Annotated in this window: 25 protein-coding genes, 3 tRNA genes and 1 pseudogene; 13 read left to right on the top strand and 16 right to left on the bottom strand. The window is 68.5% G+C overall.

The features are described from left to right. Positions 1-311, bottom strand: a pseudogene (locus BM109_RS05570) (ABC transporter permease); the annotation flags it as partial. 117 nt (positions 312-428) lie between these two features. Between BM109_RS05570 and BM109_RS05565 the strand changes: the two are divergent. Then, positions 429-722 carry a YfhL family 4Fe-4S dicluster ferredoxin gene (locus tag BM109_RS05565; RefSeq protein ID WP_093341166.1) on the top strand — a complete coding sequence of 98 codons (294 nt, stop codon included), beginning with the start codon at positions 429-431 and terminating at the stop codon, positions 720-722. Here the strand turns inward: BM109_RS05565 and BM109_RS05560 are convergent. The 8 genes from BM109_RS05560 to BM109_RS05525 all read right to left on the bottom strand — a co-directional run bounded on the left by BM109_RS05560 (position 708) and on the right by BM109_RS05525 (position 7,410). Beyond that, positions 708-1,187, bottom strand: a complete 480-nt coding sequence (locus BM109_RS05560; protein WP_256222365.1) for a hypothetical protein — start codon at positions 1,185-1,187, stop codon at positions 708-710. The genes BM109_RS05565 and BM109_RS05560 overlap by 15 nt on opposite strands. A gap of 96 nt (positions 1,188-1,283) precedes the next feature. Beyond that, positions 1,284-1,916 (bottom strand): aminoacyl-tRNA hydrolase, encoded by a 633-nt coding sequence (gene pth / locus BM109_RS05555; RefSeq protein ID WP_057595144.1) that lies wholly within the window; start codon positions 1,914-1,916, stop codon positions 1,284-1,286. An 83-nt stretch (positions 1,917-1,999) separates the two neighbouring features. Continuing rightward, entirely contained in the window at positions 2,000-2,644 is a 645-nt protein-coding gene (locus BM109_RS05550; protein WP_093341163.1) for a 50S ribosomal protein L25/general stress protein Ctc, read from the bottom strand. 135 nt (positions 2,645-2,779) lie between these two features. Next, positions 2,780-3,754, bottom strand: coding sequence for a ribose-phosphate pyrophosphokinase (locus BM109_RS05545; RefSeq protein WP_093341162.1), 975 nt, complete (start codon positions 3,752-3,754; stop codon positions 2,780-2,782). 174 nt (positions 3,755-3,928) lie between these two features. Beyond that, positions 3,929-4,005 (bottom strand) — tRNA-Gln (locus BM109_RS05540). A 72-nt stretch (positions 4,006-4,077) separates the two neighbouring features. Continuing rightward, positions 4,078-4,968 (bottom strand): 4-(cytidine 5'-diphospho)-2-C-methyl-D-erythritol kinase, encoded by an 891-nt coding sequence (gene ispE / locus BM109_RS05535; RefSeq protein WP_093341160.1) that lies wholly within the window; start codon positions 4,966-4,968, stop codon positions 4,078-4,080. Next, positions 4,965-5,384 carry a lipoprotein insertase outer membrane protein LolB gene (locus BM109_RS05530; RefSeq protein WP_256222364.1) on the bottom strand — a complete coding sequence of 140 codons (420 nt, stop codon included), beginning with the start codon at positions 5,382-5,384 and terminating at the stop codon, positions 4,965-4,967. Before BM109_RS05530 ends, ispE begins: the two co-directional genes overlap by 4 nt. Positions 5,385-5,508: 124 nt before the next feature. After that, entirely contained in the window at positions 5,509-7,410 is a 1,902-nt protein-coding gene (locus BM109_RS05525) for a tetratricopeptide repeat protein (protein ID WP_093341157.1), read from the bottom strand. Between the two features lie 71 nt (positions 7,411-7,481). Here BM109_RS05525 and mutM point away from each other — a divergent pair, with 71 nt between their 5' ends. From mutM to mutY, 3 genes are all read left to right on the top strand, one after another. Beyond that, positions 7,482-8,291, top strand: a complete 810-nt coding sequence (mutM, locus tag BM109_RS05520) for a bifunctional DNA-formamidopyrimidine glycosylase/DNA-(apurinic or apyrimidinic site) lyase (RefSeq protein ID WP_093341156.1) — start codon at positions 7,482-7,484, stop codon at positions 8,289-8,291. Between the two features lie 109 nt (positions 8,292-8,400). Further along, positions 8,401-10,368: a dynamin family protein gene (locus BM109_RS05515; protein WP_093341154.1), complete on the top strand. Its 1,968-nt coding sequence runs from the start codon at positions 8,401-8,403 to the stop codon at positions 10,366-10,368. Positions 10,369-10,438: 70 nt separating this feature from the next. Beyond that, positions 10,439-11,479, top strand: coding sequence for an A/G-specific adenine glycosylase (gene mutY / locus BM109_RS05510; RefSeq protein WP_093341283.1), 1,041 nt, complete (start codon positions 10,439-10,441; stop codon positions 11,477-11,479). A 27-nt stretch (positions 11,480-11,506) separates the two neighbouring features. On the opposite strand, the gene rapZ is transcribed toward mutY, so the two are convergent. Genes rapZ through BM109_RS05495 form a run of 3 tightly spaced genes read right to left on the bottom strand, consistent with a single transcriptional unit; the run spans position 11,507 to position 15,009 of the window. Next, positions 11,507-12,382 carry an RNase adapter RapZ gene (gene rapZ, locus BM109_RS05505; protein ID WP_057595151.1) on the bottom strand — a complete coding sequence of 292 codons (876 nt, stop codon included), beginning with the start codon at positions 12,380-12,382 and terminating at the stop codon, positions 11,507-11,509. 31 nt (positions 12,383-12,413) lie between these two features. After that, entirely contained in the window at positions 12,414-14,099 is a 1,686-nt protein-coding gene (gene recN, locus BM109_RS05500; protein ID WP_093341153.1) for a DNA repair protein RecN, read from the bottom strand. 1 nt (position 14,100) lies between these two features. Continuing rightward, on the bottom strand, positions 14,101-15,009 hold the full coding sequence (locus tag BM109_RS05495; RefSeq protein ID WP_093341151.1) for an NAD kinase: 909 nt from the start codon (positions 15,007-15,009) through the stop codon (positions 14,101-14,103). 30 nt (positions 15,010-15,039) lie between these two features. Between BM109_RS05495 and hrcA the strand changes: the two genes are divergently transcribed. From hrcA to greB, 4 genes are all read left to right on the top strand, one after another. Beyond that, positions 15,040-16,047: a heat-inducible transcriptional repressor HrcA gene (hrcA, locus tag BM109_RS05490; RefSeq protein ID WP_093341149.1), complete on the top strand. Its 1,008-nt coding sequence runs from the start codon at positions 15,040-15,042 to the stop codon at positions 16,045-16,047. A gap of 39 nt (positions 16,048-16,086) precedes the next feature. Then, positions 16,087-16,163, top strand: a tRNA-Ile gene (locus BM109_RS05485). Positions 16,164-16,233: 70 nt separating this feature from the next. Beyond that, positions 16,234-16,310: transfer RNA gene (locus BM109_RS05480), tRNA-Arg, on the top strand. A gap of 105 nt (positions 16,311-16,415) precedes the next feature. Then, positions 16,416-16,991: a transcription elongation factor GreB gene (gene greB, locus BM109_RS05475; protein WP_093341147.1), complete on the top strand. Its 576-nt coding sequence runs from the start codon at positions 16,416-16,418 to the stop codon at positions 16,989-16,991. Between the two features lie 27 nt (positions 16,992-17,018). Here the strand turns inward: greB and BM109_RS05470 are convergent, their stop codons facing one another. The 4 genes from BM109_RS05470 to BM109_RS05455 all read right to left on the bottom strand — a co-directional run bounded on the left by BM109_RS05470 (position 17,019) and on the right by BM109_RS05455 (position 21,168). Continuing rightward, positions 17,019-19,274 carry a RelA/SpoT family protein gene (locus tag BM109_RS05470; RefSeq protein WP_093341145.1) on the bottom strand — a complete coding sequence of 752 codons (2,256 nt, stop codon included), beginning with the start codon at positions 19,272-19,274 and terminating at the stop codon, positions 17,019-17,021. A 95-nt stretch (positions 19,275-19,369) separates the two neighbouring features. Further along, on the bottom strand, positions 19,370-19,573 hold the full coding sequence (gene rpoZ, locus BM109_RS05465) for a DNA-directed RNA polymerase subunit omega (RefSeq protein WP_057595157.1): 204 nt from the start codon (positions 19,571-19,573) through the stop codon (positions 19,370-19,372). A 30-nt stretch (positions 19,574-19,603) separates the two neighbouring features. Beyond that, positions 19,604-20,224 carry a guanylate kinase gene (gene gmk / locus BM109_RS05460; protein ID WP_057595158.1) on the bottom strand — a complete coding sequence of 207 codons (621 nt, stop codon included), beginning with the start codon at positions 20,222-20,224 and terminating at the stop codon, positions 19,604-19,606. Positions 20,225-20,244: 20 nt separating this feature from the next. After that, positions 20,245-21,168 carry a YicC/YloC family endoribonuclease gene (locus BM109_RS05455; protein ID WP_093341143.1) on the bottom strand — a complete coding sequence of 308 codons (924 nt, stop codon included), beginning with the start codon at positions 21,166-21,168 and terminating at the stop codon, positions 20,245-20,247. A gap of 91 nt (positions 21,169-21,259) precedes the next feature. On the opposite strand from BM109_RS05455, the gene BM109_RS05450 reads away from it, so the two are divergent. From BM109_RS05450 to hemW, 5 genes are all read left to right on the top strand, one after another. Further along, positions 21,260-22,267: a serine/threonine protein kinase gene (locus BM109_RS05450; RefSeq protein WP_093341141.1), complete on the top strand. Its 1,008-nt coding sequence runs from the start codon at positions 21,260-21,262 to the stop codon at positions 22,265-22,267. Between the two features lie 49 nt (positions 22,268-22,316). Next, entirely contained in the window at positions 22,317-23,228 is a 912-nt protein-coding gene (locus BM109_RS05445) for a PP2C family protein-serine/threonine phosphatase (RefSeq protein WP_093341139.1), read from the top strand. Positions 23,229-23,294: 66 nt separating this feature from the next. Beyond that, on the top strand, positions 23,295-24,026 hold the full coding sequence (gene rph / locus BM109_RS05440; RefSeq protein WP_093341137.1) for a ribonuclease PH: 732 nt from the start codon (positions 23,295-23,297) through the stop codon (positions 24,024-24,026). A gap of 52 nt (positions 24,027-24,078) precedes the next feature. After that, complete coding sequence (rdgB, locus tag BM109_RS05435; RefSeq protein WP_093341135.1) at positions 24,079-24,678, top strand: RdgB/HAM1 family non-canonical purine NTP pyrophosphatase; 600 nt, start codon at positions 24,079-24,081, stop codon at positions 24,676-24,678. After that, positions 24,669-25,943 (top strand): radical SAM family heme chaperone HemW, encoded by a 1,275-nt coding sequence (gene hemW / locus BM109_RS05430; RefSeq protein WP_093341134.1) that lies wholly within the window; start codon positions 24,669-24,671, stop codon positions 25,941-25,943. Before rdgB ends, hemW begins: the two co-directional genes overlap by 10 nt. The last annotated feature ends 28 nt before the right edge of the window (positions 25,944-25,971 follow it).

Below are 25,971 nucleotides of genomic sequence, written 5' to 3'. Positions count from 1 at the left end.
AAGAGGGCCAGGGGGACGGTGAGTGCGAGGCGCTCGAGGATGAGGTCGAGCACGGGGGAGCTGTAGGCGTAGGAGTCGCCGAGGTCGCCGGTGAGAAGTCCTGCGATCCAGTGCCAGTAGCGGGTCCAGGCGGGTTGGTCGAGGCCGAGCTTGGTGGCCAGGGCGGCGACGGCTTCGGGGGCGGCGTCCGGGCCCATGAGCATCTGCGCGGCGTTGCCGGGCAGGATCTCCAGGACGAGGAAGACGATGATGGAGGCGCCGATCAGCGTGCCGATCAGCGTGGCAAGGCGCTTGATTAGGAAGAGGCTCATGGGGCGGGGCGCAGCATAACCCGACAACTGCAACAAGCGTGCCGTAGCACCGGATCCCCGAAGGGATCGCTCTCCCACGTTGCCGCCGGGGACTCCGCCGCCTGGGATAATCGCGGCATGGCCCTCATGATCACCGACGAATGCATCAACTGCGATGTCTGCGAGCCGGAGTGCCCGAACGATGCGATCTACATGGGCGAGGCGATCTACGAGATCGATCCGCACAAGTGCACCGAATGCGTGGGCCACTTCGATGAGCCGCAGTGCGTGCAGATCTGCCCCGTGGCCTGCATCCCGATCCATCCGGACCACGTGGAAAGCCGCGAGACGCTGCTGCAGAAGTACCAGCGTCTCACGGCAACGAAGGCCGCGGCACCGCAGCCTCCGTCCCTACCCTCAGCCGGCGTCTGAGGCCGCGGGCTTGCGGCGCTTCTTCTTCGCGCCGCCTTCCTCGCCGGGCTTCGATCCCGGTCTCTCCCCGTAGCTGGCCGTGGCCTTGCGCGGCTCGGCCGCGAGCTTCGTGGCCCTGGCCTTCTCCAGGCGCTCCTGGGCTTCGAGCCTGCGTTGCGCGAGGGCAGCGCGCTGGGCATCCTGAGCGGCGCGCTGGTCGCGCTGATTCGCCTGCTTCTCCTCGGACAGCCGCGTGCGTTCGAGCCGGTCGGCGAGCTTCGCGTTGCGCCGCGTGGCTTCGTCGGCGGCCTGGCGGTCGTCGTCGCTGCGCGCGTCGTCCACCTTCACCGTCGTTCCGCCTGCGCAGGGGCGGTCGCTGTAGCTGTTGCCGCAGCGCCAGGTCGACGTGCCCGGCTGCTGCGCGAATGCGCTGGTCACTGCACAGACGCCGATGGCCATCGCGCTCGCGACGATGGACCGGTGCATGCGGTGCGTTCTTCTCGTTCTCTCCCTCGTTGTCGACATCGTTCTTCTCTCCCTCTTGCTTCGCGCTCTGTCGGCGCTTCCCGCGATGAACGCTGGCTAGGGTGCGGCGGGCGCGCTGCCGTCGCCAGGCTCGCGCCGCGGCGGTTTGGGCCGGGGCGGTTTGCTCGTGTGGATGGTGGCCGTGGCCTTTTCCATTTCGCCCGCGAGCAGCGCGGGCAGGGCATGCAGGCTGCGCACGATCGCGTCGTCGATCGCGTCGCGTTGTTCCTTCAGCGGCTTCTTGAGCACCCAGTTGATCACCTCCGACTTCACGCCGGGATGGCCGATGCCCAGGCGCAGCCGCCAGTAGTCGCCGGTGCCGAGCTGCGCATGGATGTCGCGCAGGCCGTTGTGGCCCGCATGGCTGCCGCCGAACTTGAGCTTGGCCTGGCCGGGCACCACGTCGAGCTCGTCGTGCGCCACGAGGATTTCCTCGGGCGCGATCTTGAAGAAGCGCGCGAGCGCGGCGACCGACTTGCCCGAGAGGTTCATGAAGGTCTGCGGCTCGAGCAGCCAGATGCTCTGGCCGCCAATGTTCGCGCGCGCCGCGAGGCCGTGGTAGCTGCGCTCGGGCACGAGGTTGAGCTTCCAGTCGCGCGCGAGGGCGTCGATCCACCAGAAGCCGGCGTTGTGCCGCGTGGCTTCGTATTCAGGCCCGGGATTGCCGAGGCCGACGAACAGTTTGATCATGGGGCGGGATTATCGGGCGGTCGCGCAATGCAAAAGGCCCGCGCGAGGCGGGCCTTTGGTTTGCAGCGCGAAGCCGAGAAGAATTACTTCTTGCCGGACTTCTTGGCGGGAGCCGCTGCGGGTGCAGCTTCGGCAGCGCCTTCGGCAGCAGGTGCCGGCTCTTCGGCGACCAGCGGCGGCACGGCCGAGACCACGACCGGGTTGGTCTTGCCGTGGCTCACGAACTTCACGCCCTTGGGCAGCTTGATGTCGTTGACGTGCAGCGTGGCGTTCTTCTTCAGCGTCGAGAGGTCGACTTCGATGAACTCGGGCAGGTCGCTGGGCAGGCAGCTCACTTCGAGTTCGGTCAGCACGTGGTTCACGAGGTTGTGGTCGAGCTTGACGGCATCGGACTCTTCCTCGCCCTTGAAGTGCAGCGGCACCTTCATGTGCAGGCGGGTCTTGGCATCGACGCGTTGGAAGTCGATGTGCTGGACCAGCTGGCGGAACGGGTGGTATTGCACGTCGCGCAGCAGCACCTTGCTCACGCTGCCGCCCAGTTCCATCTCGAGGACGGAGGCGTGGAAGGCTTCCTTCTTGAGGGCGTGCCACAGCGCGTTGTGATCGAGCTCGATCAGTTGCGGCTGGCCTTCGCCACCGTAGACGATGCCGGGCGTCTTGCCCGAAATGCGGAGACGGCGGCTCGCACCCGTGCCCTGCTTGGCGCGCTCGAAAGCGACGAATTTCATAGTTAACTCCTTGGAGCGAAGGCACGACGGCCATTTCGCTTCTTGAGCGCCGACCGCGACCAGTGCGGCGCCGGTTTCAAAATGACTTCCCGATCAGGGAAGCCGGCTTTTTGCCCGAACGGCAGGAGCGCAATCTCAGAAGAGATTGTCCTGGTCCGAGAACAAACTCATCACCGACTCGCCCTTGGCAATGCGCTGGATCGTCTCGGCGATCAGCGGTGCCACGGAGAGCTGGCGGATCTTTCCGCAGCCGTTGGCGCTGTCGGAAAGGGGAATGGTGTTGGTCACGACCACTTCGTCGAGGGCCGTGCCCTTGCTGAGGCGCTCGATCGCGGGACCCGAGAAGATCGGGTGCGTGCAATAGGCGTAGACGCTCTTGGCGCCGCGTTCCTTCAGCACTTCGGCCGCTTTGACCAGCGTGCCGGCGGTGTCGATCATGTCGTCCATGATCACGCAGTTGCGGCCGTCGATCTCGCCGATCACGTTCATGACTTCGCTGACGTTGGCCTTGGGGCGGCGCTTGTCGATGATCGCGAGGTCGCAGTTCAGTTGCTTGGCCAGCGCGCGGGCACGGACCACGCCGCCGACGTCGGGCGAGACCACGATCAGGTCTTCGTAGTTCTTGGCGCGCAGGTCGCCCAGCAGCACGGGCGAGGCGTAGATGTTGTCGACCGGGATGTCGAAGAAACCCTGGATCTGGTCGGCGTGCAGGTCCATCGTGAGCACGCGCTCGACGCCCACGGTTTCCAGCAGGTTGGCCACGACCTTGGCCGAGATCGGCACGCGGCTCGAGCGCGGGCGGCGGTCCTGGCGGGCATAGCCGAAATAGGGAATCACGGCGCTGATGCGTTCGGCCGAAGCGCGCTTGAGCGCGTCGACCATGATCAGCAGTTCCATCAGGTTCTCGTTGGTCGGGGCGCAGGTGGACTGCACCACGAACACATCGCGTGCCCGCACGTTCTGGTTGATCTCGACGGTGACTTCACCGTCGGAGAAGCGACCGACGCGGGCGGCACCGAGGGTGGTGCCCAGGTTGCTCGCGATTTCTGCAGCAAGGCCCGGATTGGCATTGCCGGTGAAAACCATGAAATCAGGATGGTGAGCCTGCATGAGCGCGTCCCGGCTGAGCGATTTGGCTTGGGAAAGCCGCCAAAGAGTTACGAGTCTTGGCGACCCTGGGGCCGCCGATTATTGCAGCGGGTCGGCCGCAAACGAAGTGCCGGGTCCAGGGACCGCGGCTTCAAAAAGAAACTACGGCCCGCGGGCCGTAGTTTCTGAAAGGTTTGGCAGGGGAGAAAGGATTCGAACCTTTGCATGCTGGAATCAAAATCCAGTGCCTTAACCAGCTTGGCGACTCCCCTACACAGGTCGACGGTTTGCACCGCCTACCGATATATGTCGCATCGAAACGCCTGGGCGCTCCGATCAGTTTTTCAGGCTGCCCAACCTCGAAGCGGATGAGCGGCCAGATTGTCGCATTGGCGAACCTGCCAGCCCGTGGGGCTCGAAAGCAGTTCCGCGTTCTGCGGTTCCTGCTGCATTCTGGCGAACACCGAACTTCCGGAGCCGGTCATCCTGGCATCGAATCCCTGGGCGCCGAGCCAATCGATGGCGTCGGTGATCGCGGGACAGAGCCGTTGGGCAACCGGCTGCAGGTCGTTGTGGCCGAAATCGAAAACTTCCTCGCCGAGGCTCAAGAGGTTTTGATCTGCGTGCTGTTCGCGTACTGCAGCAAAGCCCGTGATTATAGCAACAGGACTTGCCCGTTGCAGATCATCCGCAGAAAAAATTAAACGGGTATCGAGTCCCTCGCGTGGCTTGACCACCACGAAGCGTGCCGACGGCAGTTCGATCGGGCGGATTTTCTCGCCGATGCCTTCGACCCAGGCGTTGTGGCCCGAGAGGAAGAAAGGCACGTCGGCGCCCAGCGTCAGGCCGATGCGCGCGAGCTCCGACAGGGGCAGCCGCAGGTTCCAGAGCCGGTTGAGCGCCAGCAGGCAGGTCGCGGCATCGGACGAGCCGCCACCCATGCCGGCCTGCGAGGGCACGTGCTTCGCGATGCCGATGTGCGCGCCCTGGCCCGGCGCCGCATGGGCCTGCAGCGCGCGCGCGGCGCGCAGCACGAGGTCGTCGGCCGGCAGCGGCAAGGTCAGGTCCTCGCGGCTCAGCTGGCCGTCGCCGCGCAGCTCGACGTGGAGCGTGTCGCACCAGTCGATCAGCATGAAGACCGACTGCAGCAGGTGGTAGCCGTCGTCGCGCCGGCCGGTGACGTGGAGGAAGAGGTTGAGCTTGGCCGGCGCGGGAAGGTCGTAGATCGCCTTCATGACGCCGGCATGCGCTCGAACACGATGCGCAGGTCGGCCCGCGGCGCCGGTGTCTCGCGCAGCGCCTGCAGCCGGCCACTCGCGAGCTGGCCGAGGTCGGCTCGCCAGCCGGGCACGGGATCGTTGCGGCCCTCGAGCCAGCCGAACAGCGCGGCGACCGGGATCGCGGCGCCGGTGGCTGCTTCGATCAGCGCGTCGAGCGAGGCGTAGCGCCGCGTGTCGCTGCCGTTCTTGAGCAGGGCTTCGCCGGGCGACCAGTGCAACTGAGCCAGCGTGCTGCCGATCGGCGTGGTGAGCGAGAGCTCGCCGGTCTCGGGCGAGCCGCGCAGCTCGAACAGCGCCGAGAAGGTCTGCACCGGTTCGCTGTCCACGCGCAGCGACATGCGGCCGCTCCAGGCATTCGTCGCGCGCGGCACGGAGGCCTTCGAGCCGCCCGTCAACTGCGCGCATCCCGCTATGGAAAAAGTAGCGATTGCCGTCAGCAGCAGACGCCGGCCGCCATCGGGCCGCGCGCCGCCGGAGGCCACGAGCGCCGCCATTTCAGGGCTTGACCCGCAGGCGCTTGAGCGTTTCCTGCAGGGTTTCGTTGTCGGCGTCGCTCAGCAGCGCTTCCTTCCAGATCGTGACCGCGCGGTCCTTCTGGCCGATGGACCACAGCACTTCGCCGAAGTGGGCACCGATCTCCGGATCGGGGCGCGTCTTGTAGGCGGCCTCGAGGATGCGGATGGCCTCGGCGGTGTTGCCGAGCCTGAACTCGACCCAGCCCAGGCTGTCGGCAATGAACGGGTCCTCGGGCGCGAGCTGCACGGCCTTCTGGATCAGCGTGCGGGCTTCCTCGAGCCGGATCTTGCGATCGGCGAACGAGTAGCCGAGCGCGTTGTAGGCGTTTTGGTTCTCGGGCTTGAGCTGCATCAGCCGGCGCAGCAGCCGCTCCATCTCGTCGAGGCGGTCGAGCTTCTCGGCCATCATGGCCTGGTCGTAGACGAGGTCGGTGTCGTCGGGCGCGGCGGCCGAGGCCTGGGCCAGCATGTCGTAGGCGGCCTGGAACTGCTTGGCGTCGCGCAGCAGTTGCACCTCGGCCAGGAACTTCTGCTTCTTGTCCTCGGGCGTGCGCTCGGGCAGGCCGCGCACGAGCTCGCGTGCCTGCGGCAGCTTGCCCTGGCGCGCCAGCAGGCCGGCACGGCGGGTCTGCGCGATCACCAGGTCGTCGGTGTTGTCGATGCGCGCGAGCCAGCGCTCGGCGCCGGTGAAGTCCTTGCGCCGCTCGGCCAGTTGCGACAGCAGCAGGTAGGCCTGCGTCACGCCGCGGTTGCGGTCGCCGGCCTCGGCCTGCGCGGCGGCGGCCGGCTGGCTGCTGGCCAGCTCGAGGTAGCGCTTGAGCGAGGTCTCGGCCGCGGCGTCCTGGCGTGCCTGGGCCTGCAGGCTGCCGAGCAGCAGCCAGGGTTCGGCGAGCTCGGGGCGCGCGACGGTCAGCGATTGCAGCTGGCTCGAGGCCTCGGCGTAGCGGCGGTTCTCGACCAGCACGCGCGAATAGGCCACGCGCAACTCGGGCGAAGCCTTCGGGTTGCCGGCCAGGTAGCGCGTGACGATCGGTTCGGCCAGCGGCTGGCCCGGATCGATGAGTTCGAGCGCGAGCGCCGGGGGCGCATCGGAGGCCGGGTCGGCCTGCTGGCCCTTCCGCGCGGCCTCGAGCGCACCGGAGTTGTCGCCGGCATTGAGGCGCAGCCGGCCCACCGTGGCCCAGGCCATGCCCGCCGTCGCGGGATTCTTGAATTCGTCGACCAGCGCCTGCTCGACCACCGAGGCGGCGAGCTTCTTGTCGGTGGCGCGCGAGTAGTTGCGCGCGATCACGGCCATCAGCAGCGGTCGTTCGACCTGCGGGCTGGCCGCGATCTCGGCGCGCAGCAGTTCGGTCGTGTCGCCGATGCGGTTGAGCAGGATCAGGATCTGCAGCTCGAAACGGCGCGCGTCGCGCGAGTTGGGCACCGTGTCCTGCCAGGCGCGTGCCGCGGCGAGGGCCGCATCGCCCGAGCGCGACTGCAGCGCGATCTCGATCGCGCGCTGGAACAGCTTGCCGTCGCGCAGCCTGCGCGCCGCATCGAGCACGTACTGGTAGCCCGAACCGGGATCGCCCGAGCGCGCGCTGAGCTCGCCCATGAGGATCTCGTAGAACATGTCGGCGCTCAGGGCCGAAGGCTGCGGCGCGGGATCGGCCGCGGCGGCCGCTGCAGCGGGCTTCGCGGGCGCCGTCCGCGCGGGCGGCTTGGCGGGCTGCGGGCTCGCGGGCGTTGCCGGCCTGGGCGGCGCGCTGCGTTCGATGATGGGAGCCGGGCTGTCCGGCGCGGCGGGGTCGGAGGACTGCGCGTGAACGTGGGCGGCGCAGGCCAGGAGCACGAGTGACGCGGCCGCCGCAAGGCGGTGTCGGCGGGGCGATGGAATCATCGAACCATAATAATCCATGCATTTGAACGAGCACCGCGTGGGGCTTCGTGTCCTGCAGTTGTTGGAGCCCCATGCCTGAGCTACCCGAAGTCGAAGTCACGCGGCGCGGAATCGCGGACCGCATCGCCGGCGCGCGCATCGATGCCGTGCGCATCGGCAAGCCGCTGCGCTGGGCGCTGATGGTGGCGCCCGAGCTGCTCGTGGGGCGCCGCGTGCGCGAGGTGCGCCGGCGCGGCAAATACCTCCTGATCGATCTCGACGTGGGCCTGCTGCTGCTGCACCTGGGCATGTCGGGCAGCCTGCGCTTCGATGCCGCCTTGCCCGAGCCCGGCGTGCACGATCACTTCGACCTGGTCACCGACCGCGGCACGCTGCGGCTCAACGATCCGCGCCGCTTCGGCGCCGTGGTCTATGTCGACGACGAGGCCGCGCCCTGGGCGATCAAGCTGCTCGGCGGGCTCGGCATGGAGCCGCTGGGCGAGGCCTTCGATCTCGATGCCTTCCATGCCGGCCTGCGCAAGCGCCGTACCGCGATCAAGCAGGTGCTGCTCGCGGGCGACGTGGTGGTGGGCGTGGGCAACATCTATGCCTCGGAGGCGCTGTTCCAGGCCGGCATCCGTCCCACGCTGTCGGCCGCGCGCATTAGCCGGCCGCGCGCCGCGCGGCTGCATGCTGCGGTCAAGGAGATCCTGGCGCGGGCGGTCGAGAAGGGCGGCAGCACCCTGCGCGACTTTTCCATCGACGGCCAGAACGGCTACTTCCAGCTCGAGGCCACGGTCTACGGCCGTGCCGGCGAACCGTGCAGGGTCTGCGGCACGCCGATCCGGCTGCTGCGCCAGGGGCAGCGCTCGACCTATTTCTGTCCGGTGTGCCAGAAGTAGTCCGATGAACGGTCGCAGTGCCGCAGCACGGCCGGAGGTCAATGCGTACCGGTCACCCGGTTTTCAGATTGCGATGTTATATTTGTAAGAAAGTTTTTACATTTCCACCTTGAGCCGCTCCTTCAACCAACAACTCGACCAGCACGGTGCGTGGCGGAGCAATTTCGCCCACCGCTTGCAGTGGCTGTCCCGCTGGCTGACCGAGAACGAGCTGCTCGACCAGGCGGTGGCCGAGCGGCTGCGCGGGCTCGAATCGCAGATCCGCACCAGCAAGGTCATGGTGGCCTTCGTCGCCGAGTTCTCGCGCGGCAAGTCGGAGCTGATCAACGCGATCTTCTTCGCCGGCTACGGGCGGCGCATCATGCCGGCGAGCGCGGGCCGCACCACCATGTGCCCGACCGAGCTCGGCTACGACGCCATGCTGGCGCCCAAGCTGCGCCTGCTGCCGATCGAGACCCGCCTCGAACCGCATTCGCTCGCCTACTGGCGCGACCAGCCCGCGCGCTGGACCGAGATCGCGATCGACGTCGGCGATGCCGAACGGCTGGCCCAGGCCATGGCCAAGGTGGCCGAGGTGCGCTGGGTCTCGCAGGACGAGGCGCGCGCGCTGGGCTTCTGGAACGAGGAAACGCCCGACGACAACCCGGTGCAGGACGCCGAGGGCCGGGTCGAGATCCCGCGCTGGCGCCATGCCGTGCTGAACATGCCGCATCCGCTGCTCGAGCAGGGGCTGGTGATCCTCGACACCCCGGGCCTCAACGCGATCGGCGCCGAGCCCGAGCTGACGGTGAGCCTGATCCCGCAGGCGCATGCGGTGGTCTTCATCCTCGGCGCCGAAACCGGCGTCACCCGCTCCGACCTGTCGATCTGGCGCGAGCACCTGGTGACCGAGAACGAGGGCAGCGACACGCGCTTCGTGGTGCTCAACAAGATCGACACCCTGTGGGACACACTGAGCACCCACGCGCAGATCGAGCAGCAGATCGAGCAGCAGCGCCAGGTCGCCGCCAAGCACCTCGACGTGCCGCTCGCACAGGTGCTGCCGGTGTCCGCGCAGAAGGGCCTGCAGGCCAAGGTGCACCGCGACGCGCGGCTGCTCGAGGCCAGCCGCCTGCCCGCGCTCGAGGCCCTGCTGGGCCAGGGCGTGCTCGGCAAGCGCGAGACCATGCTGCGGCTGGCCGTCGATGCCGGCATGGCCGCGCTGCGGACCGAGGCCGAGCGCATCCTCAAGGTGCGCCAGCGCGACCTGGCCGAGCAGGCGCTCGAGCTGCAGGGGCTGCGCGGCAAGAACGTGTCGGTGATCCGGCACATGCGCGCGCGCATCGACCAGGAACAGAACGAGTTCGAGGGCAGCAACGCGCGCATCCTGGCGCTGCGCTCGGTGCAGGGCAAGCTGCTGCGCGAGGTCTACGCGGTGCTGGGCCGCACGGCGCTCAAGGCCGACATGGTGCGGCTGTCGGCCGCGCTCAAGCGCCCCGGTGTCAAGTTCAACGTGCGCAAGGTGTACGGCGAGACCTTCGATTCGCTGCGCAACAACCTGCGCGAGGTGCAGGCGACCACGGCCGAGATCCAGTCGATGCTGCACGCCACCTTCCGCCAGCTCAATGCCGAGCAGGGCTTCACCCTGCAGGCGCCGGCCGAGCCCGACCTCAGCGGCTTCGAGCAGGAGCTCAGCCAGATCGAGCGCAGCCACATCCACTACCTGGGCGTGGGCAACATGCTCAAGCTCGCGCAGGCCGACTTCTGCGACAAGCTGGTGCGCGCGCTCGCGAGCCGGCTGCGCTTGGTGAACGAGGCAGCCATGACCGAGGTCGAGCGCTGGAGCAAGGGCGCCAGCGCGCAGATCGATGCGCAGCTCAAGGAGCGCCGCCGCAACTTCAGCAAGCGCATCGAGGCGATCGAGCGCATCCAGAACGCGGCCGGCAGCCTCGACGAGCGGCTGCTCGAACTGGCGGCGCAGGAGAGCGCGCTGGCCGGGCTGCAGCAGCGCCTGAGCGAATTCACCGCGCTGATCGCGCAGCAGGGCAAGCCGTCCGCCACGGCGGCCTCGGCCGGCGAGCTGCGTGCCGCGGCCTGAGCACGGCGTGCCGGCGACCGTTGCCGCGCGCACGCGCAAGCGCAGCCGCGAGGCTGCCGCGTCCGCCGCCTTGAAACTCCCGGCGCACTTCGCCGAGCGCGTGGTCGCCTGGCAGCGCAGCCATGGCCGCAGCGAGCTGCCGTGGCAGAACACGCGCGATCCCTACCGCGTGTGGCTGTCCGAGGTGATGCTGCAGCAGACGCAGGTCACGACCGTGCTCGGCTATTTCGCGCGCTTCCTCGAGCGCTTTCCCGACGTGCGGGCGCTGGCCGAAGGCACCGAGGACGAGGTCTTCGGCCTGTGGAGCGGCCTCGGCTATTACAGCCGCGCCCGCAACATGCACCGCTGCGCGCAGGAGGTGATGGCGCGCTTCGGCGGCAGCTTCCCGCAGACGGCCGCCGAACTGGCGACCTTGCCGGGCATCGGCCGTTCCACCGCCGCGGCCGTTGCGGCCTTCTGCTTCGGCGAGCGCGTCGCCATCCTCGACGGCAACGTCAAGCGCGTGCTGACGCGCGTGCTGGGCTTCGGCGAGGACCTGTCCTCCTCGGCCAGCGAGCGCCTGCTCTGGGAGCATGCGACGCGGCTGCTGCCGCCGGCCGACGACCGCGAGGCGATCGCGAGCTACACGCAGGGCCAGATGGACCTCGGCGCCACCGTGTGCCTGCCGCGCAAGCCGAGTTGCATGCTGTGCCCGGTCAACGACAGCTGCGTGGCGCTGCGCGAAGGCTCGCCCGAGCGCTATCCGGTCAAGACGCGCAAGCTGCGGCGCACGGCGCAGTCGCTGTGGGTGCTGCTGGCGCGCGATGCGAGCGGGCGCGTGTGGCTCGAGAAGCGGCCCGCCAAGGGCATCTGGGCCGGCCTGCATTGCCTGCCGGTGTTCGATTCGCGCGACGAACTGCTGGCCGCGCTGCCCGCGGCCGAACGCGATCGCTGCGAGGACCTCGCGCCCTTCGTGCACGTGCTGACCCACAAGGACCTGCACCTGCATCCGGTGCGCATCGATGGCGGAACGCCGCAGGGCGATGCGGCGCGCTGGGTCGAGGCCTCGGAATGGCTGGGCCTGGGGCTGCCCGCGCCGGTGCGCAAGCTGCTCGAGAACACCGAGGGCTGAGGCTTTCGGCCCCTCGCCCTTTTTTCTTCAGCTCGCGTCGAGTTCGCGGTGCCGCTTGAGCGCGCCCCAGCGCGCGCCGAAGCTGCGCGCCAGCTGCTCGACCAGGAACACCGAGCGGTGCTGGCCGCCGGTGCAGCCGATCGCCACCGTCACGTAGCTGCGGTGGTCGCGTGCGAGTGCATCGAGCCAGCGCGTGAGGAACTGCTCGATGTCCTCGTACATGCGCGCCACGTCGTCGTGCTCGCGCAGCCAGTCGGCCACCGGCGCGTCGCGGCCCGTCAGCGGCCGCAGCGTGGGCACGTAGTGCGGGTTGGGCAGCATGCGCACGTCGAACACGAAATCGGCATCGAGCGGCACGCCGCGCTTGAATGCGAAGGACTCGAAGACCAGCGTCAGGCGGCTCTGCGGCGCCGAGATCAGCGACTTGACGTAGCTCTGCAGCTGCGCCGGCCGGATCAGGCTGGTGTCGATCACGTCGGCGCCTTCGCGCAGGTCGGCCAGCAGTTCGCGCTCGAGCTCGATGGCCTGCACCAGCACGCGCTGCTGGTCGGGCACGTCGGTGCGGCCTTCCTGGCTCGACAGCGGATGGCGGCGCCGGGTTTCCGAATAGCGGCGCAGCAGCGCGTCGGTGGTCGCGTCGAGGAACAGCGAGCGCAGCGACACGCCGTCGTTGCGCAGCGCCTCGAGCTGCTGCGGAACGATCGGCAGCGAGACGCCGCTGCGCACGTCCATCGCGATCGCCACGCGCTGCGCGTTCTGCGCATGCTGCAGCGCGATGAAGGGCGTGAGCAGCTCGGGCGGCAGGTTGTCGACGCAGTAGTAGCCCGCGTCCTCGAGCGCATGCAGCGCGACCGACTTGCCGGAGCCCGACATGCCAGTGATGAGCACCAGGTCGAGGCTCATCGCGCAGCCCCGTGGTCGTGGCGCACCGCCTTCATGAGGTGGCCGCCGGCGTCTTGTGGCCCAGCATCTCGCGCGCGTGGGCGAGCGAGGTCTGCGAGACCTTCTCGCCGCCCAGCATGCGGGCGATCTCGTTCGCGCGGCTGTCGTCGTCGAGCAGCGACACGCCGCTCTCGGTGCGCGGACCATCCTTGCCGGTGGTTCCCGCGGTCTGCCGCTTGGCGACCACGAGGTGGTGGTCGGCGCAGGCCGCCACCTGGGGCAGGTGGGTGACCGCGAGCACCTGGCGGTCGCGGCCGAGCTGCTTCATGAGCCGGCCCACGGTCTCGGCGACCGCGCCGCCGACGCCCGAATCGACCTCGTCGAAGATCAGCGTCTGGGCGGCGCCGAGCTGGCTGGTGGTGACCGCGATCGCGAGCGCGATGCGCGAGAGTTCGCCGCCCGAGGCCACCTTGCCGATCGGCCGCGGCGTGCTGCCGGTGTGGCCGGCGACCAGGAAGGCGATCTCCTCGAGACCGGCCTTGCCCGGCTGGGCCAGCGGCTGCAGATCGACCTCGAAGCGGCCGCCCTGCATGCCCAGGCCCTGCATCGCCTGCGTGACCGCCTGGGCCAGCTTGGGCGCGGCCTGCTTGCGCAGCTTGCCGAGCGCACGGGCCTCCTTCAGGTAAGCCTGCTGCGCCGTCTGCTCGGCACGTTCCAGGCCTTCGAGGTCGCTTTGCGCGTCGAGGGCCTGCAGCTCGGCCTGCCAGCCGGCCAGCAGCGCCGGCAGCTCGACCGGCGGGCGCTTGTAGCGGCGCGCCAGCGACATCCACAGGCTCATGCGTTCGTCGAGTTCGGCCAGACGCTGCGGGTCGGTGTCGGCGTCGCGCAGGTAACCGTGCAGCGAGTGCGCGGCGTCGGCGGCCTGCGCGATGCTCGAGGACAGCACCTCGCCGAGCGCGCGGAACTCGGGCTCGATGTGTTCGCAGTTCTGCAGCAGCGTGACCGCGCGCGAGAGCGCGGCCAGCGCGCCGTTGTCCTCGTCCTCGAGCGCGTGGCTGGCGCCCTGGGCGGCGTCGATCAGCGCCTGCGCGTTCGAGATGCGCGTGTGGCTTCCCGACAGTTCTTCCCATTCGTCGGCGCCGGGCGCGAGCTTCGCGACCTCCGAGATCTGCCACTGCAGCCGTTCGCGCTCGCGCTGCAGCGAATCCTGCGTGCCGCGCGCACGCTCGAGCGCGGACAGCGCCTGGCGCCAGCCCTGCCAGGCGGCGTCGAGCGCATCGATGCGCACGCCGGCGTAGGCATCGAGCAGGCCGCGCACCGCGTCGGGCCGCGTGAGGCTCTGCCAGGCGTGCTGGCCATGGATGTCGAGCAGCCGGTCGCCGATGTCGCGCAGCTGCGTCGCGGTGGCGGGGCTGCCGTTGATCCAGCCGCGGCTGCGGCCCTGCAGGTCGACGGTGCGGCGCAGCAGCAGGGCATCGCCCGGCTCGAAGCCGCCTTCGTCGAGCCACGCCACGAAGGCCGGGTCGTGGTCGAACTCCGCGCTCACGTCGAGCCGCTCGGCGCCTTCGCGCACCGCGCCCGCATCGGCGCGGTTGCCGAGCGCGAGCTGCAGCGCGTCGATCAGGATGGATTTGCCCGCGCCGGTTTCGCCGGTCAGCACCGTGAAGCCGTCGGACAGGTCGATCTCCAGGGATCGCACGATCACGAAATCGCGCAGTGCGATGCGTCTGAGCGCCATCTCAGGAACCTCCTTCGTTCCAATGCAGTTTCTTGCGCAGCGTGTCGAAATAGCTCCAGCCGCGCGGGTGCAGGAAGCGCACCCGGAAATCGGAGCGGCGCACCACCACGCGGTCGCCGATCGCGAGCGAGGCCAGCGATTGCATGTCGAAATTCGCGCTGGCATCGCGCCCGCCCACGAGCTCGATCACGATCTCGTCGGCATCGGGCAGCAGCACCGGGCGGTTTGACAGCGTGTGCGGCGCGATCGGCACCAGCACCCAGCCCGGCACCGCCGGATGCAGCAGCGGCCCGCCGGCCGACAGCGCATAGGCCGTCGAACCCGTGGGCGACGCGATGATCAGGCCGTCGGCGCGCTGGTTGGCCACGAAATGCTTGCCCACCGATACCCGCAGCTCGACCATGCCCGAGGTCGCGCCGCGGTTGACCACCACGTCGTTCATCGCGAGCGCATCGAACACCACGGCGCCGTCGCGCATCACCTGCGCGTGCATCAGGCTGCGGTGGTCTTCCTCGTATTCGCCGGCCAGCATCGGGATCAGCGTGGCCTGGAAGTTGTCGAGCGGAATGTCGGTGATGAAGCCGAGCCGGCCCCGGTTGATGCCGATCAGCGGGATGCCGAAGGCCGCGAGCTGCCGGCCGATGCCGAGCATGGTGCCGTCGCCGCCGACCACCAGGCCGAGGTCGCACTGCTGGCCGATCTGCTCGACCGTGAGGGCCTCGTAGCGGTCGCCGGTGGGCAGGGCCTGGGCCGGTTCGTCGTCGCCGCGCGGCTGTTCGACGTAGACCTTGCAGCCCTGGGATTCGAGAAAACTCGCAATGCCCTCCATCACGCTGTCGCGCTCGCCGCACCGGGCTCCGGAAGCCTGGTATTTGCCGATCAGCGCGACGTGACGAAAGGGAGAGGTCATGGCTACAAATTACAACACTAAAATCTTGCAATGCTGGACGACCGCGCCAAGTTGCTGCTCAAGACGCTCGTCGAGCGCTACATCGCCGAAGGCCAGCCTGTCGGCTCGCGAACGCTCTCGCGTTCCTCGGGCCTGGACCTCTCGCCCGCGACCATCCGCAACGTCATGTCGGACCTCGAGTCGCTCGGGCTGATCGCCAGTCCGCACACCTCGGCCGGCCGCGTGCCCACGGCGCGCGGCTACAGGCTTTTCGTCGACACCATGCTCACCGCGCAGCGCGAGCACCTGGCCGCGCCGAGCCTCGCGCCCGACCAGCCGCAGCGCGTGATCGCCAACGCGGCGCACCTGCTGTCGAACCTCTCGCAGTTCGTCGGCGTGGTGATGGCGCCACGGCGCTCGTCGGTGTTCAAGCAGATCGAGTTCCTGCGCCTGTCGGACCGCCGGCTGCTGGTGATCATCGTCTCGCCCGAAGGCGACGTGCAGAACCGCGTGATCTTTCCCGAGGCCGACTACTCGCAGTCGCAGCTGGTCGAGGCCGCGAACTACATCAACGCCCACTATGCGGGCCTGACGATCGAGCAGGTGCGCGACCGGCTGCAGTCCGAGGTCGACACGCTGCGCGGCGAGATCGCGGCGCTGATGCAGGCGGCCGTGAAGGTCAGTTCTGACGTGCTGAGCGAATCGCAGGAGGACGACGTCGTGATCTCGGGCGAGCGCAACCTGCTCGCGGTCAGCGACTTCTCGAGCGACATGGGGCAGTTGCGCCGCGCCTTCGAGCTCTTCGAGCAGAAGGCGCAGCTGATGCGGCTGCTCGACGTGTCGAGCAAGGCCGAGGGCGTGCGCATCTTCATTGGCGGCGAGAGCCAGGTGGTGCCGGTCGAGGAGCTGTCCATCGTCAGCGCCAACTACGAGGTCGACGGCCAGGTCGTGGGCACGCTGGGCGTGATCGGCCCGACGCGCATGCCCTACGAGCGCATGATCCAGATCGTCGACATCACTTCCAAGCTGGTCAGCAACGCGCTGAGCCACCGCAAGTAGCAAGGCGCCTTTTCGGCGCGAATAGAATCGAGCCCACGTGGGCCGTTAGCTCAGTTGGTTAGAGCAGCGGACTCATAATCCGTTGGTCGATGGTTCAAGCCCATCACGGCCTACCACCCGTATTTTTGAGATTTGTTTCGACGGATCGAAAAGGCCTCAAAAATACATGCTATGATAGCAAGCTGTGCGGCTGTAGCTCAGTTGGATAGAGTACTTGGCTACGAACCAAGGGGTCGTGGGTTCAATTCCTGCCAGCCGCACCACTCTTCAAGGGTCAACTCGGAAACGAGTTGACCCTTTTCTTTTTGGTACGAGGCTCGTCCGCGCGGCGGACGCCACGCTTCTCTTTCGATCTCCGGAGGCGTCGCTTGAACAAGGCATTCACCAAGGAAACGGATTCCGACGCGGACGACGACGGTGCCGACGGCGCGATGCCGCCGCTGCCCGCGGGCGGCAAGAACTACATCACCCCCGCCGGCTATGCGCGGCTGCGGACCGAGCTGCTGCAGCTGATGGACGAGGAGCGGCCCAAGGTGGTCGAGGCCGTGCACTGGGCCGCCAAGAACGGTGACCGCTCGGAGAACGGCGACTACCTCTACGGCAAGAAGCGGCTGCGCGAGATCGACCGCCGCATCCGCTTCCTCACCAAGCGCCTCGAAATTGCCGAGGTGACCGATCCCTCGGTGCACCACGGCAGCGACCAGGTCTTCTTCGGCGCCACGGTGCGCTACGCGGACGAGAACGGCGACGAGCGCAGCGTGACGATCCTCGGCATCGACGAGGCCGACAGCGCGCAGTCGCAGGTCAGCTGGATCTCGCCGATCGCGCGGGCGCTGCTGAAGGCGCGGGAGGGCGATGTGGTGAAGCTCGTCACGCCGGGCGGCACGCACGAGGTCGAGCTGCTGTCGGTCGCCTATCCGGCGCCGGGGCCGGGCGCCGCATAGAGGCTGGGCCGCAGGCGCGGCGCGGAATCAGGACGCGGGAACGGTGCGCGCCGCGGACAGCACCGAGGTGGTCCGGCGCACCGAGCGCAGCACCGCGTCCAGATGCGAGCGATCGCGCACCGCGATCACGAAGCGCAGATCGGTCGAATCCTGCGGCGTCTCGTCGGCCATCTCGACGTGGGTGATGTCGGCTTCGGCATCGGCCAGCGTCGCGGCCACGCGCGCCAGCACGCCCTTGTCGTTGCGCACGGTGATGATCACGCCGGTCTCGAAGGCGCGCGTCGGTTCGTCGGCCCACTCGACCGCGAAGAAGCGTTCGCTGTCCTTGTGGCGCAGGCGCTGGCCCACGCCGCAGGCCTCGGTGTGCACCACCAGGCCTTCGCCGTGGCCTAGGTAGCCCACGATCGGGTCGCCCGGGATCGGGCGGCAGCACAGCGCGAAGCGCACGGAAGAGTTCTCGCTGCCGTCAAGCGTGACGGCGCCCTGCGAGATGGTTTCATGCGAGATGAAGCGCTCGCGGCTCAGCAGCAGCGCGTCGGGGCGCTCGCCGAGCTCGGCCATGAGCGCCATCAGCCGCTTGGCCACGATGCTCGCGATGCGCTTGCCCAGGCCGATGTCGGTCAGCAGTTCGGCGCGCGTGCGGTTGCCGGTGAAGCGCAGCAGCTTTTCCCACAGCGGCTGGTGCTCCGCATCGTCCTCGGGCAGCTTGCTCAGGCCTTCGGCGCGCAGGGCCTGCGCCAGCAGCTTCTCGCCCAGGCCTTCGGATTCGGCATGGGCCAGGGTCTTGAGGTAGTGGCGGATCTTCGAGCGCGCACGGCCGGTCCGCACGAAGCCGAGCCAGGCCGGATTGGGCGTGGAGACCGGCGCGGTGATCACCTCGACCACGTCGCCGTTCTTGAGCTCGGTGCGCAGCGGCACCTGGTCGCCGTTGATGCGTGCGGCCGAGGTGTGGTCGCCGATGTTGCTGTGGATCGCGTAGGCGAAGTCGACCACGGTCGCGCCGCGCGGCAGCGCCATGATCTGGCTCTTGGGCGTGAAGACGTAGACGGCGTCGGGGAACAGGTCGACCTTGACGTGGTCCCAGAACTCCGCGGCATCGCGCGTCTCGTCCTGGATGTCGAGCAGCGACTGCAGCCACTTGGTGCCCAGGCGGTCGTTGCTGGCCGTGCTCGGGTCCGCGGCCTTGTAGAGCCAGTGCGCCGCCACGCCCGATTCGGCCACCACGTGCATGGCGTCGGTGCGCAGCTGGAATTCGACGCTGACGCCCGCCGGGCCCACCAGCGTGGTGTGCAGCGACTGGTAGCCGTTGAGCTTGGCGATCGCGATGTGGTCCTTGAACTTGCCCGGCAGCGGCTTGTACATCTGGTGCAGGATGCCCAGGCCGGTGTAGCAGGCGATCACGTTCGGCACGATCAGCCGGAAGCCGTAGATGTCGGTCACCTGGGCGAAGCTCAGGTGCTTTTCCTCCATCTTGCGGTAGATCGAATAGAGCGTCTTCTCGCGCCCCGCGATCCGCAGCGTCATGTGGGCGGCGGCGAAGGCGGTCTCGACCTCGCGCTGCACCTTCTGGATCAGGTCGCGCCGGCGGCCGCGCGCCTTGGCCACGGCCTTGGCCAGCGTGGCATAGCGCCACGGTTTGAGGTGCCGGAACGACAGTTCCTGTAACTCGCGGTACGTCTGGTTGAGGCCGAGCCGGTGCGCGATGGGCGCGTAGATGTCGAGCGTTTCGCGTGAGATGCGGGCCCATTTCTCGCGCGGCGCATCGGCCAGCGTGCGCATGTTGTGGGTGCGGTCGGCCAGCTTGACCAGGATGACGCGCACGTCGCGCGCCATCGCCAGCAGCATCTTGCGGAAGGACTCGGCCTGGTTCTCTTCGCGCGTGTTGAACTGCAGCTTGTCGAGCTTGGTGAGGCCGTCGACCAGTTCGGCCACCGGCGCGCCGAAGCGCTCGATCAGCTCGGGCTTGGTGACGCCGCAGTCCTCGATGGCGTCGTGCAGCAGGGCGGCCATCAGGGCCTGCGCGTCGAGCTTCCATTCGGCGCATTGCGCCGCCACGGCGATCGGGTGGGTGATGTAGGGCTCGCCGCTGTTGCGCAGCTGGCCCAGGTGGGCCTCGTCGGCAAAACGGTAGGCGCGGCGGACCAGTTCGGTGTCTTCGGGGCTCAGGTAGTCGAGCCGCGCCGTCAGGGCCGCGAAGCTGGCGGCGGCCGCATTCAGCGCCGCCGGGCTCGGCTTCGGCGTGCCCGTAGGGGCATGGGACTGAGATTTTGCGACCGCGCTCATGGCTATCACTTTAGCGTGACCGCTGTGTGGACGTGATCAGGCGTAAAAAAAGCACCGCGTCGCGGTGCTTTTCCGTTGCAAGCCTGCGTCAGCGATCAGCCGGGAACCTTCTTGAGCATTTCCAGGCCGATCTTGCCTTCGGCGATCTCGCGCAGCGCGGTCACGGCCGGCTTGTTCTTGCTTTCGATCTTCGGGGCATGGCCCTGGCTCAGCATGCGCGCGCGGTAGGTCGCGGCGAGCACGAGCTGGAAGCGGTTGGGGATCTGCTGCAGGCAGTCTTCGACGGTGATGCGGGCCATGATGGAATCTTTCGGTCGGTGAGCGTGGAATCAGGGGATGTTCAAGGCGGCGAAAGTGTCGGCACGCGCGCGTCGCTGCGCGGAATACCGGAGCCGCTGAGCGTGGACGATCGCCTTGAGATCGAACAGTGCGCGCTCAAATAACTCGTTGATTATAACGAAATCGAATTTCCCGGCCTGGGCCATCTCTTCGGCGGCGTTCTGCAGCCGCAGTTCGATGACCGCGGCGCTGTCCTCGCCCCGGCGTTCCAGCCGCGAGCGCAGCTCTTCCCAGCTCGGCGGCAGGATGAAGATCATCACCGCGTTCGCGAAGGCCTTGCGGATCTGCAGGGCACCCTGGAAGTCGATCTCGAGGATCACGTCGGCGCCCTGGGCGATGCGTTCCTCGATCGCCTTCTTGGAGGTGCCGTAGCGCTGCCCGTGCACGTGGGCCCATTCGACGAAGGCGTCCGAAGCCACCATGGCGTCGAACTCCGAGGTCGAGGCGAAGAAGTATTCGCGGCCGTGCTTTTCCTGCCCGCGCGGCGAGCGTGTCGTGTGCGACACGGAGGGCTGCACCGCCGAGTCGAGCTCCATCAGGGCCTTCACGAGGCTCGACTTGCCGGCCCCGCTCGGTGCCGCAACCACGAAGATGTTGCCGGGATAGTCCATGCTTTCCTTCACTCGCTCGCTCACTCGATGTTCTGGACCTGCTCGCGCATCTGCTCGATCAGCACCTTCATGTCCACGCCGATGCGCGTGAGTTCCAGCGCCGCCGACTTGGAGCCCAGCGTGTTGGCCTCGCGATGCAGTTCCTGGATCAGAAAGTCGAGCCGCTTGCCGATCTCGCCGCCCTTCTTGAGCAGCCGCTCGATCTCGTCGAGGTGCGAGTTCAGCCGCGTCAGCTCCTCGGCCACGTCGATGCGGATCGCGAACGCGGTCGCCTCGGTCAGTGCGCGGTCCTGCGCCGCCTCGGGCAGCGTGCCGCCGCCGTTGGCGCCCAGGCCCATGGCCTCCTGCCAGCGCTCGAGGAAACGGGTGCGCTGCTGTTCGACCAGCTGTGGCACCAGCGGGCCGGCCTGGGCGACCAGTTCGCGCAACTGGCCCAGGTGCGCCTCGAGCATCTTGGCCAGCCGCGCGCCTTCGCGCTGGCGGGCCGACACCAGCGCCTCGAGCGCCTTCGCGCCCACCTCGAGCAGGTCGGCGCCCCAGTCGCCGCGCGGCGTACTGTCGCTGCCGGCCAGCCGCAGCACGTCGGCCACGCTGAGTTCGCGCGCGCCGGGCAGCCAGGCCTTGATGCCGTCCTGCACGCCGTTGAGCCGTTGCAGCAGCTTGACGGAAGGCTCCGCCACGCCGCCCTGGGCATTGGTTTCGATGGCCGCGCGCAGTTCGACCTTGCCGCGCTTGAGGCGGCCGGTCAGCAGTTCGCGCAGGGCGGTCTCGTGCTGGCGCAGCTCTTCGGGGAGCTTGAAGGTGAGGTCGAGAAAGCGGCTGTTGACCGAGCGGATTTCGACCCCGAGCCGGCCCGCGGCCAAGGGCCGCGCGTCGGTTTCGGCGTGGCTGCCCGAGGGGCCGTTCTGGCCGCTGGCATAGCCGGTCATGCTGTAAACTGGCATTGCGCCTCTCTGTGGTTCTGCTTGCATTCACCGAGGCACCGGCACGGCGTTCGCTTGCCGCACCATCGCCTTCGGGCGAAACTCCCGGATTATGTCAAAGGTCAAGCCGTCACCTCTGCTGCCCGATACGATCATCGGTGGCTACCGCATCGTTCGCAGGTTGTCGGCGGGCGGTTTCGGGGTGGTGTACCTGGCCATCGACCCCAGCGGCCAGCAGGTCGCGGTCAAGGAGTATCTCCCTTCTTCGCTCGCCACCCGCGGCCCCGGCGAACTCGCCCCGCAGGTGCCGGCCGAGAAGCTCTCGCTGTACCGCCTGGGCCTCAAGAGCTTCTTCGAGGAAGGCCGCTCGCTCGCGCAGATCTCGCATGCCTCGGTGGTCAGCGTGCTCAACTTCTTCCGCGAGAACGAGACCGTCTACATGGTCATGAACTACCTGGAGGGCGCGACCCTGCAGGACTTCGTGGTCACCGCGCGCGACCTCAAGCGGCAGAAGGTGTTCCGCGAATCGACCATCCGTTCGCTGTTCGACGAGATCCTGCGCGGCCTGCGCATCGTGCACCAGTACAAGATGCTGCACCTCGACATCAAGCCCGCCAACATCTTCGTCACCGACGACGACCGGGCCGTGCTGATCGACTTCGGCGCCGCGCGCGAAGTGCTCAGCAAGGAAGGCATCTTCATCCGCCCGATGTACACGCCCGGCTTCGCCGCGCCCGAGATGTACCGCCGCGATTCCTCGATGGGCCCCTGGACCGACATCTACGCGATCGGCGCCTGCATCTACGCCTGCATGCAGGGCTACCCGCCCAACGACGCGCCGCGCCGCATCGAGAAGGACCGCCTGAGCCTCTCGCTGTCGCGCCTGCGCGGCGTCTATTCCGACAACCTTATCGAGGTGGTCGAGTGGTGCATGTCGCTCGATCCGCTCTCGCGCCCGCAGTCCGTGTTCGCGCTGCAGAAGGAACTCAGCCGCGAGGGCGAGCGCCGCTACACCAAGCTCACGGTGGGCGAGAAGGTCCGCCTCTCGATCGACAACATCCGCTCCTTCGACAAGAAGAGCGCGCCCCGCGCTGCGGCACCGACGACCCGTCCGGCATGACGACGCAGCGCATCGCCTCCTCGATCCTTGCCCGCCTGGAGGCGCGGCCATGAAGTTCTCCGTCTTCCAGGTCAGCCGCAAGGGCGGCCGTCTCAAGAACGAAGACCGCATGGGCTACTGCTACACGCGCGAATCGGGCCTGTTCGTGCTGGCCGACGGCATGGGCGGCCATCCCGAGGGCGAGGTGGCCGCGCAGATCGCGCTGCAGACCGTGGCCGCGCTCTACCAGCGCGAGGCGCGCCCGATGGTGAAGGACCCCAAGGCCTTCCTCGCCGAGTCGGCGATGGCCGCGCACCAGCAGATCATGCGCTACGCCAGCAGCAAGGCGATGCTCGACACGCCGCGCACCACCGTGGTCGCGGCCGTGCTGCAGGCCGGCATGGCCACCTGGATGCATTGCGGCGATTCGCGCCTGTACGTCGTGCGCGACGGCCGGCTGCTGGTGCGCACGCTCGACCATTCGCATGCCGAGCGCCCGCGCCACCGCGGCGTGTCCGAGTCCTCGCCCGCCAACCGCAACCTGCTGCTCACCTGCCTCGGCTCGCCCACCACGCCGCTGTTCGACGTGTCGGCCCCGCTCGCGCTGCAGCGCGGCGACCGCATCATGCTGTGCTCCGACGGCGTCTGGGGCGTGCTCGACGACGCGCTGATCGTGCACACCCTGTCGTCCGGCAAGCCCGTGTCCGATGCCGCGCCCGACCTCGCCGAGATGGCGCTGCGCAAGGGCGGCTCGCACAGCGACAACGTGACGCTGATCGCGCTCGAGTGGGAAATGCCCGACGCGCCCGGCGAGGAGCCCGGCATCTCCACCGACAGCATCAGCGATGGCGTGTTCGCCTCGACCATCCAGGCCGGCATGCTCGCCGACGACGAGATCGAGGACCTCGACGAGGACGCCATCGAGCGTTCCATCGCCGAGATCAACGAAGCCATCCGGCGTTCGGCGGCCCGCAAGACCTGAATCGTTCCGCGCCTTCCCGTTCGAGGGCGCGCCCGTGTTTTTCCCTTCCTTTTTCTTCATCAGACCATGACAGCTTTCACCCGTAGCGGCGGCCGCGCCGCCGACCAGTTGCGCCCCGTGCGCATCACGCGCGGCTTCACCATCCACGCCGAGGGCTCGGTGCTGATCGAGTTCGGCCAGACCCGCGTGCTGTGCACCGCCTCGGTCGAGGAGAAGGTGCCGCCGCACAAGAAGGGCAGCGGCGAAGGCTGGGTGACGGCCGAATACGGCATGCTGCCGCGCGCCACCCACACCCGCAGCAGCCGCGAGGCCGCCAAGGGCAAGCAGACCGGCCGCACGCAGGAGATCCAGCGTCTCATCGGCCGCTCGATGCGCGCCGTGTTCGACCTCGCCGCGCTCGGCGAACGCACCATCCACCTCGACTGCGACGTGCTGCAGGCCGACGGCGGCACCCGCACCGCCGCCATCACCGGCGCCTTCGTCGCCGCGCAGGATGCCGTCAACAAGCTGATCGCCGCCGGCACGCTGGCCGCTTCGCCGATCAAGGGCCATGTCGCCGCCATCTCGGTGGGCATCGTCGGCGGCACGCCGCTGCTCGACCTCGAGTACACCGAGGACTCCGCCTGCGACACCGACATGAACGTCGTCATGACCGGCGCCGGCCATTTCGTCGAAGTGCAGGGCACGGCCGAGGGCGTGGCCTTCACGCGCGAGGAGATGAACCTGCTGCTGGGCCTGGCCGAGAAGGGCATCGGCGAACTCGTCGTCCTGCAGCAGCAGGCCCTGCAGTCGAAGTAGCAGCCATGAACCGCGGCCCGCAGAAGGCCGCCGTCGTTATTCCTTTCCACGTATGAAACTCGTCCTGGCTTCCAACAACGCCGGCAAACTGGCCGAACTGCAGCAGCTCTTCGCCGAACTCGACGTCACGCTCGTGCGGCAGTCGGAGCTCGGCGTGAGCGAGGCCGAGGAGCCGTTCCGCACCTTCGTCGAGAACGCGCTGACCAAGGCACGCCACGCCAGCGCCGCCACCGGCCTGCCCGCCATCGCCGACGACGCCGGCCTGTGCGTCGATGCCTTCGGCGGCCTGCCGGGCGTCGACACCGCCTACTACGCCACCCAGTTCGGCTACTCCAAGGGCGATGCCAACAACGTCAAGGCGCTGCTCGAGCAACTGGCCGGACAGGCCAACCGCCGCGCCGCGCTCGTCAGCACCCTGGTCGCGCTGCGCAGGCACGACGATCCCGAGCCGCTGATCGCGGTGGGCCGCGTGGCCGGCGAGATCGCGCCGGCGCCGGTCGGCGACAACGGCTTCGGCTTCGACCCCGTGATGTACCTGCCCGCCTTCGGCAAGACCTTCGCCCAGCTCACGCCCGAGGTGAAGAACGCCCACAGCCACCGCGGCCAGGCCGCGCGCGCCATGCTGGCGCTGATGCGCGAGCGATGGCTGTGAGCGCTCCCTCGTCCGTCGTTCCCATCCAGCCCGCGGCGCCGGTTGGTGCGCCGCATGCCAACGACGTGCTGCACTGGATGCGCCCCGGCCCGCTGCAGCTGACGGCACTGCCGCCGCTCACGCTGTACATCCACCTGCCGTGGTGCCTGCGCAAGTGCCCGTATTGCGATTTCAATTCCCACGAGTGGCGCGCCACGAGCCCCACCGAGGCCGACGGCATGCCCGAGTCCGCGTACATCGACGCGCTCATTGCCGATCTCGATGCCGCGCTGCCGTTGATCTGGGGTCGCGGCGTCCAGGCCATCTTCATCGGCGGCGGTACCCCGAGCCTGTTCTCGCCCCAGGCCATCGACCGCCTGCTGGGCGACGTGCGCGCGCGCTTGAAGCTCACGCCCGACTGCGAGATCACGCTCGAGGCCAACCCCGGCACCTTCGAGCGCGACCGCTTCCGCGCCTACCGCGCGGCCGGCGTCACCCGGCTGTCGCTGGGCGTGCAGAGCTTCAACGACGAGCACCTGAAGGCGCTGGGCCGCGTGCACGACCGCGCCCAGGCGATCGCCGCCGCCGAGGAGGCCGCGGCCTCGTTCGACACCTTCAACCTCGACCTCATGTATGCGCTGCCGGGCCAGTCGCTCGAGCAGCTCGACGCCGACCTCACGCAGGCGCTCGCGCTCGCGCCGCCGCACCTGTCGGTCTACCACCTCACCATCGAGCCGAACACCTGGTTCGCCAAGTTCCCGCCGCAGCTGCCCGAAGACGACATCGCCTACGCCATGCTCGACCGCATCACCGAGCGCACCGGCGCCATCGGCATGTCGCGCTACGAGGTCTCGGCCTATGCGCGGCCCGGCCACACCTGCGCGCACAACCTCAACTACTGGCAGTTCGGCGACTACCTTGGCATCGGCGCCGGCGCCCACAGCAAGCTCAGCTTCGCCCATCGCATCGTGCGCCAGGTGCGTTTTCGCGAGCCGCGTCTGTACATGGACAACGCCCGCGCCGGCACCGCCGTCGCGCAGAGCGACGAGGTCGCGCTGGCCGACCTGCCGTTCGAATTCATGCTGAACGCCATGCGCCTGAAGGCCGGTTTCACGCTGATGCAGTTCGGCGAGCGCACCGGCCTGGCCTTCACCGCGATCCAGCGCGGCCTGGAGGAGGCCGAGCGCAAGGGTCTCGTCGAACGCGACCTGAGCCGCGTGTGGCCCACCGAGCGCGGGCTCGATTTCCTCAGCGACCTGCAGACCCTGTTCCTGCCCGAGGACTGAGCACGGGGCGGGCTCGGCATAGAATCGC

The sequence above is a fragment of the Variovorax sp. PDC80 genome (assembly GCF_900115375.1).
Classification (GTDB): domain Bacteria; phylum Pseudomonadota; class Gammaproteobacteria; order Burkholderiales; family Burkholderiaceae_C; genus Variovorax.
This window is presented reverse-complemented; position numbering and strand designations above follow the sequence as displayed.

Coding starts and splice junctions, on each gene's coding strand:
- rpoZ (WP_057595157.1), bottom strand. CDS start 19,573: ATGGCCCGCATCACCGTCGAAGACTGCCTGCAGCAGATCCCCAACCGC.
- BM109_RS05550 (WP_093341163.1), bottom strand. CDS start 2,644: ATGAAATTCGTCGCTTTCGAGCGCGCCAAGCAGGGCACGGGTGCGAGC.
- ispE (WP_093341160.1), bottom strand. CDS start 4,968: ATGAAGGCGATCTACGACCTTCCCGCGCCGGCCAAGCTCAACCTCTTC.
- hrcA (WP_093341149.1), top strand. CDS start 15,040: ATGCTGGACGACCGCGCCAAGTTGCTGCTCAAGACGCTCGTCGAGCGC.
- BM109_RS05525 (WP_093341157.1), bottom strand. CDS start 7,410: ATGATTCCATCGCCCCGCCGACACCGCCTTGCGGCGGCCGCGTCACTC.
- gmk (WP_057595158.1), bottom strand. CDS start 20,224: ATGGACTATCCCGGCAACATCTTCGTGGTTGCGGCACCGAGCGGGGCC.
- recN (WP_093341153.1), bottom strand. CDS start 14,099: ATGGCGCTCAGACGCATCGCACTGCGCGATTTCGTGATCGTGCGATCC.
- rdgB (WP_093341135.1), top strand. CDS start 24,079: ATGAAACTCGTCCTGGCTTCCAACAACGCCGGCAAACTGGCCGAACTG.
- BM109_RS05450 (WP_093341141.1), top strand. CDS start 21,260: ATGTCAAAGGTCAAGCCGTCACCTCTGCTGCCCGATACGATCATCGGT.
- BM109_RS05565 (WP_093341166.1), top strand. CDS start 429: ATGGCCCTCATGATCACCGACGAATGCATCAACTGCGATGTCTGCGAG.
- BM109_RS05545 (WP_093341162.1), bottom strand. CDS start 3,754: ATGCAGGCTCACCATCCTGATTTCATGGTTTTCACCGGCAATGCCAAT.
- pth (WP_057595144.1), bottom strand. CDS start 1,916: ATGATCAAACTGTTCGTCGGCCTCGGCAATCCCGGGCCTGAATACGAA.
- rapZ (WP_057595151.1), bottom strand. CDS start 12,382: ATGAGCCTCGACCTGGTGCTCATCACTGGCATGTCGGGCTCCGGCAAG.
- BM109_RS05455 (WP_093341143.1), bottom strand. CDS start 21,168: ATGCCAGTTTACAGCATGACCGGCTATGCCAGCGGCCAGAACGGCCCC.
- mutM (WP_093341156.1), top strand. CDS start 7,482: ATGCCTGAGCTACCCGAAGTCGAAGTCACGCGGCGCGGAATCGCGGAC.
- BM109_RS05445 (WP_093341139.1), top strand. CDS start 22,317: ATGAAGTTCTCCGTCTTCCAGGTCAGCCGCAAGGGCGGCCGTCTCAAG.
- rph (WP_093341137.1), top strand. CDS start 23,295: ATGACAGCTTTCACCCGTAGCGGCGGCCGCGCCGCCGACCAGTTGCGC.
- hemW (WP_093341134.1), top strand. CDS start 24,669: ATGGCTGTGAGCGCTCCCTCGTCCGTCGTTCCCATCCAGCCCGCGGCG.
- BM109_RS05470 (WP_093341145.1), bottom strand. CDS start 19,274: ATGAGCGCGGTCGCAAAATCTCAGTCCCATGCCCCTACGGGCACGCCG.
- BM109_RS05495 (WP_093341151.1), bottom strand. CDS start 15,009: ATGACCTCTCCCTTTCGTCACGTCGCGCTGATCGGCAAATACCAGGCT.
- BM109_RS05560 (WP_256222365.1), bottom strand. CDS start 1,187: ATGCACCGGTCCATCGTCGCGAGCGCGATGGCCATCGGCGTCTGTGCA.